This is a genomic window from Cryobacterium sp. SO1 (assembly GCF_004210215.2).
Classification (GTDB): Bacteria; Actinomycetota; Actinomycetes; order Actinomycetales; family Microbacteriaceae; genus Cryobacterium.
The window spans coordinates 2,643,875-2,656,694 of sequence record NZ_CP067394.1 but is presented as its reverse complement, the minus strand read 5'-3'; the positions used below and the strand labels follow the sequence as shown (position 1 = coordinate 2,656,694).

The 12,820-nt window shown below is 70.8% G+C and carries 10 protein-coding genes, 1 tRNA gene and 1 pseudogene; 9 read left to right on the top strand and 3 right to left on the bottom strand.

The window, feature by feature from the left end; genetic code table 11:
- Positions 1 to 23: 23 nt before the first annotated feature.
- From BJQ95_RS12585 to BJQ95_RS12565, 5 genes are all read left to right on the top strand, one after another.
- Positions 24 to 590 (top strand): septum formation initiator family protein, encoded by a 567-nt coding sequence (locus BJQ95_RS12585; protein WP_130178414.1) that lies wholly within the window; start codon positions 24 to 26, stop codon positions 588 to 590.
- A complete protein-coding gene (locus BJQ95_RS12580) occupies positions 587 to 1,123 on the top strand; it encodes a DUF501 domain-containing protein (RefSeq protein ID WP_130178415.1) in 537 nt (178 codons plus the stop codon). Before BJQ95_RS12585 ends, BJQ95_RS12580 begins: the two co-directional genes overlap by 4 nt.
- On the top strand, positions 1,078 to 2,397 hold the full coding sequence (locus tag BJQ95_RS12575; protein WP_130178416.1) for a S8 family serine peptidase: 1,320 nt from the start codon (positions 1,078 to 1,080) through the stop codon (positions 2,395 to 2,397). The genes BJQ95_RS12580 and BJQ95_RS12575 overlap by 46 nt, the downstream gene beginning before the upstream one ends.
- A 39-nt stretch (positions 2,398 to 2,436) precedes the next feature.
- Positions 2,437 to 3,891: an NAD(P)/FAD-dependent oxidoreductase gene (locus BJQ95_RS12570; RefSeq protein ID WP_130178417.1), complete on the top strand. Its 1,455-nt coding sequence runs from the start codon at positions 2,437 to 2,439 to the stop codon at positions 3,889 to 3,891.
- A 64-nt stretch (positions 3,892 to 3,955) separates the two neighbouring features.
- A tRNA-Leu gene (locus BJQ95_RS12565) sits at positions 3,956 to 4,029 on the top strand.
- Between the two features lie 12 nt (positions 4,030 to 4,041).
- Here the strand turns inward: BJQ95_RS12565 and BJQ95_RS12560 are convergent.
- Positions 4,042 to 6,300: an Ig-like domain-containing protein gene (locus BJQ95_RS12560; protein WP_256041370.1), complete on the bottom strand. Its 2,259-nt coding sequence runs from the start codon at positions 6,298 to 6,300 to the stop codon at positions 4,042 to 4,044.
- A 200-nt stretch (positions 6,301 to 6,500) separates the two neighbouring features.
- Here BJQ95_RS12560 and BJQ95_RS12555 point away from each other — a divergent pair, with 200 nt between their 5' ends.
- From BJQ95_RS12555 to BJQ95_RS12540, 4 genes and pseudogenes are all read left to right on the top strand, one after another.
- Entirely contained in the window at positions 6,501 to 7,121 is a 621-nt protein-coding gene (locus BJQ95_RS12555) for a TetR/AcrR family transcriptional regulator (RefSeq protein ID WP_130176143.1), read from the top strand.
- Positions 7,122 to 7,123: 2 nt separating this feature from the next.
- Positions 7,124 to 8,365, top strand: coding sequence for an alanine racemase (locus tag BJQ95_RS12550; protein WP_130176151.1), 1,242 nt, complete (start codon positions 7,124 to 7,126; stop codon positions 8,363 to 8,365).
- Positions 8,362 to 9,671 (top strand): annotated as a pseudogene (locus tag BJQ95_RS12545) (D-arabinono-1,4-lactone oxidase). Before BJQ95_RS12550 ends, BJQ95_RS12545 begins: the two are co-directional and overlap by 4 nt.
- A complete protein-coding gene (locus BJQ95_RS12540) occupies positions 9,668 to 11,122 on the top strand; it encodes a glycoside hydrolase family 1 protein (protein WP_130176141.1) in 1,455 nt (484 codons plus the stop codon). Before BJQ95_RS12545 ends, BJQ95_RS12540 begins: the two are co-directional and overlap by 4 nt.
- A gap of 71 nt (positions 11,123 to 11,193) precedes the next feature.
- Here BJQ95_RS12540 and BJQ95_RS12535 read toward each other — a convergent pair whose 3' ends face one another.
- Positions 11,194 to 11,928 (bottom strand): ABC transporter permease, encoded by a 735-nt coding sequence (locus BJQ95_RS12535; RefSeq protein WP_130176140.1) that lies wholly within the window; start codon positions 11,926 to 11,928, stop codon positions 11,194 to 11,196.
- A complete protein-coding gene (locus tag BJQ95_RS12530) occupies positions 11,925 to 12,659 on the bottom strand; it encodes an ABC transporter ATP-binding protein (RefSeq protein ID WP_130176139.1) in 735 nt (244 codons plus the stop codon). Before BJQ95_RS12530 ends, BJQ95_RS12535 begins: the two co-directional genes overlap by 4 nt.
- Positions 12,660 to 12,820 lie beyond the last annotated feature (161 nt).

Here is a 12,820-nt window from a genome sequence, read left to right as displayed (position 1 = left end):
CCGAGCACCGGACGGGAGCCACCGTGACCTTCACCGGTTCAGGCATGACCCCGCCCCGGCCACCCACACCGCGCCGGCCGACGTCCCGGCCGACGCCGCGCCCGACGTCCCGGCCGACGCCGCGCCCGACGGAGAAGAGAACCGTCACACTCGCCGATGACTCCGCGGTGCGCGGCTGGCTGCGGGGCCTGCGGCTGAGCGGTTTCTCGTTCGTGATGATGGGCATCCTGGTGCTCGCGGTCATCGTCCTCGCGCCCAGCGTTCGCACCTTCGCCGAACAGCGCCAGCAGATCGACGAACTCAGCAATACCGTCGCGGCGCAGCAGGACTCTGTCGACGACCTCAAGGCGGAGCGTGAGCGCTGGAACGACCGCACCTTCGTGACCACCCAGGCGCGCGACCGGCTCTCCTACGTGCTGCCGGGCGACATCAGCTTCCTGGTCATCAACGACACCGGAGCCGGTGTCGACGGCGCCGCCGACAGCGCGCCGATCAGCACCGCCATCCAGGACACCGAGGTCGACTGGGTCGATTCGGTCTTTCGATCGGTGATGACCGCCGGATTGGCACCACAGGAGGCAGCACAATGACCCGACCGCCCTTCGACCCCGCCTCAGAGGCCGACATCGCCACCGTGTCCGCCCAACTCGGCCGACCCGCCCGCAACGTGATCGGCATCGCCGCACGGTGTGCCTGCGGCGCCCCCACGGTGGTGGCCACGGCCCCGCGGCTGGAAGACGGCACCCCGTTCCCCACCCTGTACTACCTGTCCCACCCCGCCGCGACGGCCGCGTTGTCGTTCCTGGAGGCCACCCAGGTGATGAACGAATACAACCAGATGCTCGCCGACGACGAGGACCTGCGCGCGCACTACAGGTCCGCGCACGAAAGCTTCCTCGCCGACCGCGAGATAATCGGCGTGGTCCCGGAACTCGCCGGCGTCTCCTCCGGTGGCATGCCGGTGCGGGTGAAGTGCCTGCACGCCCTGGCCGCCCACGCCCTGGCGGCCGGACCCGGCGTCAACCCGATCGGCGACCTCGCCCTGCGGCGAGCAGCCTGGTCACCCCAAGTGTGCGAATGCCTGGACTACGCTCCGCCTTCGGGCCCGCCGGCACACGCGTGACGGGCGCCTGGCGCCGCATCCTCACCGGCATCGCGATCACCCTCGCGGCAGCCGTCGCCGTCGTCGGCGTCGTCGGTGACGCCCCCGTCGCCCGGGCCGACCAGGTGCGCGACCTCGAGTATTGGCTGAACGACTACGGCTTCAGCCAGGCCTGGAACACCACCAAGGGAAAAGGTGTGACGGTTGCCGTCATCGACACCGGTGTCGATGGCAGCATCGCCGAACTCAACGGAGCCGTCGTCGGAGGCACGGACGTCTCCGGTGTCGGATCGTCCAATGGGCAGACCCCCGTCGGCGACGACAACGAACACGGCACCCTGGTGGCCTCGCTGCTGGCCGGCCGCGGCACGCCCACCGGAGGCGGCCTGATCGGCGTGGCGCCCGAGGCGTCGATCCTCGCGGTCTCCGTGGCGTTCGGCACCAGTGACGCGGCCCTGAGCAACGACGACCAGATCGCCGCAGGCATCCGCTGGGCCGTCGACAACGGCGCCGACGTGATCAATATGTCCCTCACCCGCAACACCCTGGACTGGCCCACCAGCTGGGATGACGCGTTCCTGTATGCGTTCGAGCACGACGTCGTCGTCGTCGCGGCGGCCGGCAACCGGGGCAGCGGAACCACCGAGGTGGGCGCGCCGGCCACCATTCCGGGCGTGCTCACCGTGGCCGGCGTCGACCAGTCCAAGGAAGCCAGCTTCGACGCCTCCTCCCAGGGCATCACGATTGCCGTGGCAGCGCCCAGCGAGAAACTCGTCGGCGTCGCGCCAGGCGGCGGCTACATGGAGTGGTACGGCACGAGCGCTGCCGCGCCGATCGTGTCGGGGCTGGTCGCCCTGGTGCGCTCCGCGTACCCGAAGCTGGATGCCGCGGAGGTGATCAACCGGGTGATCGAGACCGCGAACCCCAACGGGCACACCGTACCGAGCCCGATCTACGGCAACGGCCTGATCGATGCCGCCGCCGCGGTCTCGGCGTACGTGCCCAAGTCGGCCTCCGCCACGCCCACCGAGCTGCTGCAGGAGTGGATCACGCTGCACCGCCGGGCCGATACGGCACCGCTGACGCCCACCACGCCGAGCACCGCGGCCCCGACCGTTCCGGACGCCGACCCGCCCCTGCCGCAGCAGAACGCCGCCGCCGGCTGGCTGCCGACCCCGCTCACGCTGACCTATGTGAGCGTGCCGCTCGCCCTGCTGGTCGGGTTTGGTATCCTAGTAACGCTGTTCGGCATTGGGGCCACGCGGCATTTCAAGCGAATTCGTTCCAAGCTCTAAAATCTCGCGTATCCAATCCTTGTAGGAGGCCTTCTAATCGTGCCCAAAATTCTCATCGTCGGTGGCGGCTACGCGGGTTTCTATACCGCCTGGAAGCTTGAGAAGTGGTTGCGACCCGGCGAGGCCGAGGTCACCATGGTCGATCCGCTGCCGTACATGACCTACCAGCCGTTCCTTCCCGAAGTCGCCGCCGGTTCCATCGACCCGCGTCACTCCGTTGTGGCGCACCGTCGCCACCTCACGAAGACCAACGTGCTCACCGCCAAGGTCACCAACGTGAACCACGCGGAAAAGAAGGCCACCATCACGCCGCCCGTCGGCGAGCCGTGGGTGTTCGACTACGACATCGTCGTGGTCACCGCCGGTGCCGTGTCGCGCACCTTCCCGATCCCCGGGGTCGCCGACCAGGCCATCGGACTGAAGACCATCGAGGAAGCCGTCGCGATCCGCGACAAGGTCCTCACCAACTTCGACAAGGCCGCTCAGCTGCCCGCCGGGCCCGAACGCGACCGCCTGCTGACCTTCGTGGTCATCGGCGGCGGCTTCGCCGGTATCGAGGTCTTCGCCGAGCTGCGTTCCTTCGCCAGCTCGCTCTTGACCAGGTACCCGCAGATCGCCTTCGAGGACACCCACTTCCACCTCATCGAGGCGATGGGCCGCATCATGCCCGAGGTGTCCGAGTCGACGGCTCTCTGGGTGATCAAGAACCTCGCCGCGCGTGGCGCAGAGGTGCACCTGAACACCCAGCTCACCTCCGCCGTCGACGGCAAGATCGAACTCTCCACCGGTGAGACCTTCGAGACCGACCTGATCGTGTGGACCGCCGGCGTCATGGCGAACCCGGGTATCGTGCGCAACACCGACCTGCCGGTCGAGGAACGCGGCCGCTTGCGCGTGCGCCCAGACCTGCGCGTGGGAACCGAGGACGAGATCGTCGTCGACGCCTGGGCCGCCGGTGACATCACCGCGGTTCCCGACCTCTCCGGCGGCGGCGTCGGCGGCTTCTGCGTGCCCAACGCCCAGCACGCCGTTCGTCAGGGCAAGCTCATGGCCAAGAACATCGTCGCGGTCATCCGCGGTGAAGGCACCGTGGAGTACAACCACAAGAACCTCGGAGCGGTCGCCGGTCTCGGTGTCGGCGTCGGCGCATTCCAGTCCGGCAACTTCGCCCTCACGGGTTTCCCGGCCTGGGTCGCCCACCGTGGCTACCACGGCCTGGCGATGCCGAGCTGGGAGCGCAAGATCCGCGTCGTCGGCGGCTGGGTGCTGAACCTGTTCCTCGGTCGCGACATCGTGTCGCTCGAGGCCGTGCAGACTCCGCGCGCCGTGTTCGAAGAGTTCGCGTCCCGCCCCAAGCCGCCGGCAGCCGCGCCCGCCGCGGCCCCGGCCGCCGCCGTCAGGGCCCCGCGCGCACCGCGCAAGCCCCCGGTGAAGAAGCCCGTTGCCGAGGTCGCCGCGGCCGAAGCCGGCACAGAGACCGTCTCAGCACCGTAGAGTCACGAGGGGATGCCGCACGCGGGTGCGGCATCCGCTCGTGCTTCCCGGCCAAGCCGGGCGTGCCCCCGTAGCCCAACCGGCAGAGGCAGGCGACTTAAAATCGTCACAGTCTGGGTTCGAATCCCAGCGGGGGCACCGACAGAGCGCTCAGTCGAGCGCCGGTTGCACGAAGCGCTGCCAGGCCCAGGCGGCCACGCTCAGCACGGCGAAGCCGGCGGCGACCAGCCAGAGCAGGCTCGCGGTGCCGCTGCCCGTCCACTGCGGCAGCATCGGCGAGAGCAGCGCGAACAGGGTGAGAAAGGCCGGCACGGTCAGGGCCGCCCAGATCGGCGGCGACCAGGCCAGGATGCTGCGCCCGCTGGTGTTGCCGATGGGCACGAGGACCAGCACGGCGGATCCGATCGACGCCAGCACCACGGTGTTGGCGACCTCGGCGGCCAGGGCGCTGAGGAAGCTGCTGGCGACCGGGAGGGTGCCGACGATCACCAGGGCCGCCAGCCCCAGGCCGAGCAGGCTGCCGGCGCGGATGGCGGCCAGCTGACCGCGCTGGGCCGCGACGGGCCCCGCGGTCACGACGACGCTGCCCAGCAGGCCGAAAAGCAGGGCCGGCTGCAGCTCGAACACGCGGGATGCGAGTGCGGTGACGGCGATGACCGCGAGGTAGCGCGGCAGGATGGTCATCGACACGTCCACCTGCAGTACCCGCGACCCCCACCACTGCGGCACGAGGCCGGCCACGGCGTTCACCACGAGCAGGGCGAGCGTCACCGCGAGCAGGAGCCTGACGTAGGACAGCGTTCCAGACACCGGTCCGGACAGCAGCACGAAGACCGCGGCGGTCAGGACGGCACCGCCGTAGGCGACCCAGCGGTTGACCCGCACCGTCGGGGCGACCTCGAATTCCTCCCTGGCCCGGTTGCGGCCGGAGAACCGATGGCCGGCCAGAAGCGCCCGGCCGCCCCGCGCCCGGCTGATCGTGCCGGCCAGAAGCCGGGCGGGCACCACAAGCAGCAGCAGCGCGCCCAGGGTCAGCATCGCCGCCTGCAGCCAGGGGAACTGCGCCACCGTCCAGGGCGGGATCACCGCTGTGCTGAACTGGGTGGGGTCGTTCCAGCCGCCGGGCACGGTGAGCGCCGGCGGAACGGCGCCGGCCTGGTCGTCCCCGCCTCCGGGCACCGCCGGCACCGGGGTGGGACTCGAGCTGCCCGGTGTAGCCGAGGGGGTGGGTTGCGGCGTGGCCGTCGGCGCCGGCACGACGGGTGGGGCGGCCGTGGGGGTGGGGGTGGGGGTGGAAGTGGAAGTGGGGCTGGGTGCCGGCGCGGGCGCCGCCGGTGCGGCGGCGTAGGTGACCTTGATTGCGGGGCTGCCGGGGCTCACGTTGCCGGCGGCATCCTGCTGTACCGCGCGCAGATCGTAGGTACCGTCGGCGATGCCGGACCCGGTGCACGACCAGCTACCGCCGAAGACCACGGCACTGCACACCGAGTACGCGCCGGCGAACACCGTGACCGTGGCCCCGTTCTCGCCCTGCCCGTCGTACGGCCCGGCGGCGGCGGTGAGCGTGGCGCCGGCACCGGGGTTCACCACGGCGGGGGCGGCCGGGGCGTCGACGTCGATGGTCAGCGAGACCGGATCGCTCGCCGGAGACGACTCCGGGGCGCTGAACGAGGTCTGCTGCAAGGCGGTGACCTGCTCCGACCCGCTGGTCAGCGTGCCCTGCAACAGGCAGGCCCACGCTCCGGATGCGTCGGCGGTGAATGAGCAGCGCGCTCCGCCGGTCAGGGTTGCGGTCACGGTGGCGCCGGGGTACCCGGTGCCGCGTACGATGCCGTTCGTGGTGGGCTGACCGGTCGAACCGCCCGTGACGGTGGGGGCCTGGAGCACCCGCACTTTAAGCGCGGCGGCGAGGCCGGCGTCCCTGGTCACCACGGCCTTGAGGCTGACACTGGGCCCGCTGGGCAGACGTACCCGCGAGCACTCCCAGGTGGCCGAGCCGTCCGGTTCCACGATGCACAGAGGATCGCCGCCGGTGGGGGAGAGCAGCTGGATCTCCTGAGCGGGGTCCCGGGTTCCGGCGACGGTGATGCTGCCGCCGATGAAGGCGTTGGCGCTGGGGCTGTCGATGGTCGGCGCCGGGGCTGGGGCGGCGGACGGAGTCGGCGACGGCGATTCTGAGGGCTGCGCCGACGGTTGCGCCGACGGTTGCGCGGACGGTTCCTGTGTCGGCGCGAACGATTTGGGTGCCGGGGAGGGTGCGGCGGTCTCCGAGGGCTCCGGCGTCGGTTCGGCGGTACCGACGGTCGCTGCGGACTCAATGGATTCCGCGGTGGCGGGTGTCGTGGTGCCGGCGAGCGGGCCGACGATCAGGGCCGCGACGAGGATGCCCAGCGTGACCAACCGTGTCACCAGGGCTCGCCGACCACCCCGACGGGCTCGATGATTCGGCCCGTGCGCGCTAGAACGGCGTGACGTGAGCATGGACCCCCTCAGACCATTCCACGGTCCATGGCCCGGAATGTCAATCCGGCGCGCCCGGTGCGGCATACTATGCACTGGGTCAACTGCCCCACTATTCGACGTCGAACAGGCAGGAACGAGGTGACCGCGTGACTCGAATCCCCGCCGCTGACCGGCGCAGCGCTCTGGTACGCGCCGCGTTGCGGGTCGTTGCCGACAAGGGCGTGGCCCAGGCCACGACCCGTGCGATCGTCGCCGATGCCGGCATGTCGTTGGCGAGCTTCCACTACGCCTTCGAGAGCCGCGACGAGCTGATGGCCGAACTGATCCGTCATGTCGTCGAACAGGAAGGCACCGCCGTGCTGCCACAGCCGGCCGCCGAGGTCCCCCAGGGGGTGGGCGGGCCCGAACCGTTGCGGCAGGTGCTGCGCGTCGGGCTACAGGGTTACGCCGATCACCTGCGCCACGACCCGCTGAGAGAGAAGGCCATGCTCGAACTCACCCAGTACGCCCTCAGGTCCCCGGCGATGCGCCATCTCGCGCAGGCGCAGTACGAGCGCTACCACGCCCTCGCCGCCGTCGCGCTGGAATCCGCGGCCCAACGCAGCGGCTCGGTCTGGCTCCTCCCGGTCGGCGAGATCGCCCGTCTGGTGGTCGCCCTCACCGACGGCCTCACCATCGCCTGGCTGGTCGACCGGAACGACGCCGCCACCGCGAGCCTGCTTGACGTCGCCGCCGACTCCGTCGCTCGGCTGGGACGCCCCGCGTGAGCCTGGCGTTGGCCCTCGGCGAGAGCACCGACCAGGGCGGGGCGCCCTGGCAGACACCCGAGCTGTACTGGCCGGGCCTGACCGAGGCCACCAGCGGTCTGGACACCCCCGTGGGCGCGCTGCACCTCGGCGCGCTGCGGCACAACACCCAGGATCTGCTCCGCCGCGCCCAGGGCACCCCGATCCGGGTGGCCAGCAAATCGCTGCGGGTGCGGGGCGTGCTCGAGGCCGTGGTCGCGCTGCCCGGCTACCGCGGTGTGCTCGCGTACACCCTGGCCGAGGCCCTCTGGCTCGCCGAGACCCTCGATGACATCGTGGTCGGCTATCCCAGCGCCGACACCTCGGCGATCCTGCGGTTGGCCCGCTCGGCCGAGCTGGCCGGCCGGATCACCCTGATGGTGGATTCGATCGCCCACCTCGACCTGATCGACGCTGTGATCGCGCCGCCCCAGCGTGAACGCATCCGGGTCTGCCTCGAACTGGATGCGTCCTGGAACGCGCCGGTGCTCGGCCACCTCGGCGTCTGGCGCTCGCCCGTGCACACGCCGGAGGACGCCAGGGCGCTGGCCGTGGGGATCGTCTCCCGGCCCGGCTTCGACCTGGTCGGGTTGATGGCGTACGAGGCCCAGATCGCCGGGCTCGGCGACCGGCCGGACGCTCGGCCGGTGCAGGGCAGGTTGAACCGCTGGGTGCGCAACCGGTCGATCGTGGACATCAACACCCGCAGGGCCGCCGCCGTCGCCGCGGTGCGGCAGGTGGCCGACCTGGAATTCGTCAACGGCGGCGGAACCGGGTCGCTGGAGAGCACCCATGCCGACACCTCGGTGACCGACATCGCCGCCGGGAGCGGCTTCTTCGGCGGCCACCACTTCGACAACTACTCCGGCTTCCGGCCGGCCCCGGCCGCCGCGTTCGCGCTGTCGGTGGTGCGCAAACCGACCGCCTCCACGGCGGCCCTGCTCGGCGGCGGCTGGATCGCCTCCGGCCCGCCGGGCGCTGACCGCTCGCCCCGGCTGGTCTGGCCGGAGGGTCTGGCCCTGGTGCCCCGCGAGATGGCCGGGGAGGTGCAGTCCCCGGTCACCGGGGCCGCAGCGGCGGAACTGCAGGTGGGCGACCGGGTGTGGTTGCGGCACACGAAATCCGGGGAGCTCAGCGAACACCTCAACGAATTCGCGCTGGTCGACGACGGTATCGTGGTCGACATGCTGCCGACCTACCGAGGCGAAGGGAAGGCCTTCCTGTGACGGCCAGCGGTGCGCGCTGGCAGAACTGGGCACGCAGCGAATCCGTCGTGCCGGCCAGGGTGGAGCGGCCCACCAGCGCGGGAGCGGTGCAACGCGCCGTTTTCGCCGCGGCGACCGCGGGCATCCGGATCAAGGCCGTCGGCGCCGGGCACAGCTTCTCCGGCATCGCGCTGGCCTCCGGGGTGCAACTCGACCTGGCGTTCGGCGGGCTGGTCGACGTCGACGAGGCGGCCGGCCGGGTCACCGTCGCCGCGGGCACCCATCTTCACGAGCTGCCCGCGCTCCTGGCCCCGTACGGTCTGGCGCTGCAGAACATGGGCGACATCGACCGGCAGACCATCGCCGGCGCCACCTCGACGGGCACGCACGGCACCGGCACCGGTTTCGCCGGCCTGGCCGCCCAAATCGTGGCCGTCACCCTGGTCACCGGCGACGGAACGCTGTTGCACGTCAGCGACTCCGAGAACCCCGAGCTGCTCCCCGCCGTGCGGCTGGGCCTGGGCGCGCTGGGCATCCTCGTCGACCTCACCATCCAGTGCGTGCCCGCCTACCTGCTGCATGCCGTCGACACGCCGGAGCCGGTCGAGGACGTGCTGGACGGGTACCTCGAACGCAGTGCCTCGGCCGACCACTTCGAGTTCTACTGGTTTCCGCATACCGAGACCGCCCTGACCAAGACCAACACCCGGTTGCCGCCCGGAACCGGCCGGGCCCCGCGGGGCCGGCTGAACCGCTGGGTCGACGACGAACTGCTCGCCAACGGGCTGTACCGCGCCACCTGCGCGGCCGGCCTGATCGTGCCGCCGGTCGTGCCCAGGGTCAACCGGCTCGTCGAACGGCTCACCGGCCGCCGGGACTTCACCGACCACTCGCACCGGGTCTTCGTCACGAACCGCTCTGTTCGGTTCCACGAGATGGAGTACGCGCTGCCCCGCGAGGCGGTGCCGGCAGCACTCCGCGAGGTGCGCGCGCTCATCCAGAAGCGCGGCTGGCGCATCTCCTTCCCCCTCGAGGTGCGCACCGCCGCGGCAGACGACCTGTGGATGTCCACCGGCTTCGGCCGGGATACCGGCTACATCGCCGTGCACACGTACTACCGGGAGGACCCCAGCCGTTACTTCACCGATGTCGAGGCGATTATGCGCGCGCACGACGGTCGCCCACACTGGGGAAGATGCACAACCAGACCGCGGACACACTCCGCACGGTTTACCCGCACTTCGACGACTTCCTCGCCGTGCGGGACCGGCTGGACCCGGAGCGTCGATTCACCAACCGTTACCTGGAAAGAGTCCTTGGACCATGAACAGCAACACCCCGGCCTCCCGCGCCTGGCAGCACCGGGCCAGTGAGCTGGGCGACCGGCTGCCCACCGGATTCCAGATCGGAACGGCCACCTCCGCCTTCCAGATCGAAGGCGGCGCCCGCGACGGCGGCCGCGGCGAATCCAGCTGGGACGCCTTCACCCGCGCGCCCGGGCGCATCCTGGACGGCCAGAACGCGTCGATCGGAGCCGACCACGTCACCAACCTGACCGAGGACGTGACGCTGCTGACCGAACTGGGCGCAGACATTTACAGGTTCTCCTTCGCCTGGCCGCGGCTGCAGCCCGACGGGCGCGGGTCGCTCAACCGGTCCGGCCTGGCGTTCTACGACCGCTTGCTCGACCAACTGCTCGGCAGCGGCATCAGCCCGATGGCCACGCTCTATCACTGGGACACCCCGCTGGCGCTCCGCGGCGGCTGGCTGAACCGGGACACGGCGATGCGCTTCGGCGACTACGCCCACCAGATGGGCGAGGTCTTCGGCGACCGGATCGAACGCTGGGTCACCATCGCCGACCCGGCCACGGTGATGTTCAATGGTTACGCGATCGGCGTGCACGCCCCGGGCGAGACCCTGCTGCTGGGCGCACTGCCGGCCGGCCACCACCAGCTGCTCGCGCACGGCTTGGCGGTGCAGGGCCTGCGCGCCGCCGACGTCAGCGGCCGGATCGGCCTGTCCAACGCGCACTCGCCCGTGCAGAGCGCCACCGACCGGGAGGCCGACCGCGACGCGGCCGCGCTCTACGACCTGCTGCACAACCGGCTCTTCGCCGACCCGGTGCTGCTCGGCCGCTACCCGGACCCCGCCGGGGTGTTCGAGAACGAGTTGCGCTTCCTGCACGAGATCGAGCCAGACGACCTGCGCACGATCCACCAACCGCTGGACTTCTACGGCGTCGACTACTTCCAGCCCACCCGGGTGGCCGCAGGCGGGGCCCGACCGGTCAGTGTGCCGGGGGAGCGGCCCGCCGAGGAGCGCCCGATGGTCAACCGCCTGCCCTTCCATGTCGAGGCGTTCCGAGAGCATCCGGTCACCGGGTTCGGCTGGCCGAACGCCCCGGAGTACCTGCCGGTGCTGCTCGCCGAACTGCATGAGCGCTACCAGAAGGCCCTGCCGCCGGTCTACCTGACCGCCGGCGGTGCGAGTTACCCCGACCGAACGGATGCGCACGGCGCGGTCACCGACCTGGCCCGGATCGACTACCTGGCCGAGCACCTGGTCGCGGCCGTGGACGCCGTCGCCCCCGGCGGGCCGGCCGAGGGCGTGGACCTGCGCGGCTACCTGGTCTGGTCGCTGCTGGATGGCTTCGAGTGGGCGGCCGGCTACACCCAGCGCTTCGGCCTGGTCTACGTGGACTTCACCGACCCGTCCCGCCCGCGCACTCCCAAGCTCTCCTACCGCTGGCTCCAGCGGGTCCTCAACTCCCGCTAGGCCCGCGAACTGTGACTTAAGCACCTAAAACGGGCCCGGAAAGGTGCTTAGCTCACAGTTCGCGGGAGGGGCTAGGGGGTGCGGCGGCGCAGGGTGAGGGAGGCCAGGATCACCGCACCGGCGATCCAGGCCAGGATGACGAGGAGCTTGCCGAGCACGTAGGCGTCGTCGTGGTTTCCGTCGGCCACAGCAGTGAGCGCGTCGATGGCGTGCGAGAGCGGCAGCGCATCACCGATCGCCTGCAACACCTCCGGCAGCTGGTTGCGCGGCAGGAAGATACCGCCGAGCAGGATCTGCGGGAAGACCAGCAGCGGCATGAACTGCACCACTTGGAACTCGGTGCGGGCGAAGGCACTCGCGAGCAGCCCCAGGGCCGTGCCCAGGATGGCGTCCGCCACCGCGACGGCCACCAGCAGCCAGAGCGAGCCGGCGATGTCCAGCCCGCAGACCGTGACGGCGAACAGCGCCGCGATGCTGGACTGCAGCACCGCGAGCAGCCCGAACGCGAGCGTGTAGCCGAGGATCAGGTCGCCGCGGCCCATCGGCATCGATAACAACCGCTCCAGCGTGCCGGTGCGCCGCTCCCGGAGGGTGGTGATGCTGGTGACCAGGAACATCACGATGAACGGGAAGAGCGCGATCATCGCCGGCCCCACCGATTGGAACACCGTGGTGTCGGAGAAGATCCAAGCCACCAGGCCGATCAGCAGGCTCGGCACGAGCAGCAGCAGCGCGATGGTGCGCGGGTCGTGCCGGATCTGGGTGAGCACCCGGCCGGCGGTGGCGAGGGTGCGGGTGATGGTCATGCGCCCTTCTCGATGAGGCTGAGGAAGGCGGCCTCGATGTCCGTCGTGCCCGTGGCGGCGAGCAACCCGGCCGGGGTGTCGTCGGCGAGGACCTCTCCTGAGCGCATGAGCAGCAGCCGGTCGCACCTGGCCGCCTCGTCCATCACGTGGCTGGAGACCAGCAGGCTGGTACCGCCGGCGGCCAGGCGGTGGAACAGGGCCCACAGGTCGCGCCGGAGGACCGGATCCAGGCCCACGGTGGGTTCGTCGAGCACGAGCAGTTCGGGGGAGCCGATTAGGGCCACAGCCAGCGACACCCGGCTGCGCTGCCCGCCGGAGAGCGACCCGGTCAGCTGGGCCGAGCTGGCGCCCAGGTCCGTCGCGTCGATGACCCTGGCCACGTCGGCGCGGCTGGCGCCCAGCACGGCCCGGAAGTAGTCCAGGTTCTGCCGCACGGTCAGGTCGTCGTAGACGCTGGCGTCCTGGGTGACGTAGCCTACCCGCCGGCGGAGGGCCGCGCATCCGGCCGGCTGGCCGAACACCGTGACCGATCCCGACTGCACGACCTGCACGCCGACAATGGCGCGCATGAGAGTGGTCTTGCCCGATCCGCTCGGCCCGATCAGGCCCACGACGACGCCAACCGGGATCGTGAGGGACAGCCCGGCCAGCACCGGTCGGGTGCCGCGGCGCACGTGCAGGCCGGACACCGCAACGGCCGGCTCCGGCTGATGCCCTGGTGAGTGCTCCATGACTGCATTATTCGCCGGTCAGGGTCGAATGTCACGTGCCGTGCGGCGCGATTCCTTGGAGTGTCATGGGAAGCACATGGGAGCCCCAGAGTGCTTCGTTATGATGGGCTCAATCCCCACCGGCTCACTCGCCCCCGGAGAATTTGTCACAGCTTCAATTG

Coding starts and splice junctions, on each gene's coding strand:
- BJQ95_RS12540 (WP_130176141.1), top strand. CDS start 9,668: ATGAACAGCAACACCCCGGCCTCCCGCGCCTGGCAGCACCGGGCCAGT.
- BJQ95_RS12530 (WP_130176139.1), bottom strand. CDS start 12,659: ATGGAGCACTCACCAGGGCATCAGCCGGAGCCGGCCGTTGCGGTGTCC.
- BJQ95_RS12580 (WP_130178415.1), top strand. CDS start 587: ATGACCCGACCGCCCTTCGACCCCGCCTCAGAGGCCGACATCGCCACC.
- BJQ95_RS12535 (WP_130176140.1), bottom strand. CDS start 11,928: ATGACCATCACCCGCACCCTCGCCACCGCCGGCCGGGTGCTCACCCAG.
- BJQ95_RS12575 (WP_130178416.1), top strand. CDS start 1,078: ATGCCTGGACTACGCTCCGCCTTCGGGCCCGCCGGCACACGCGTGACG.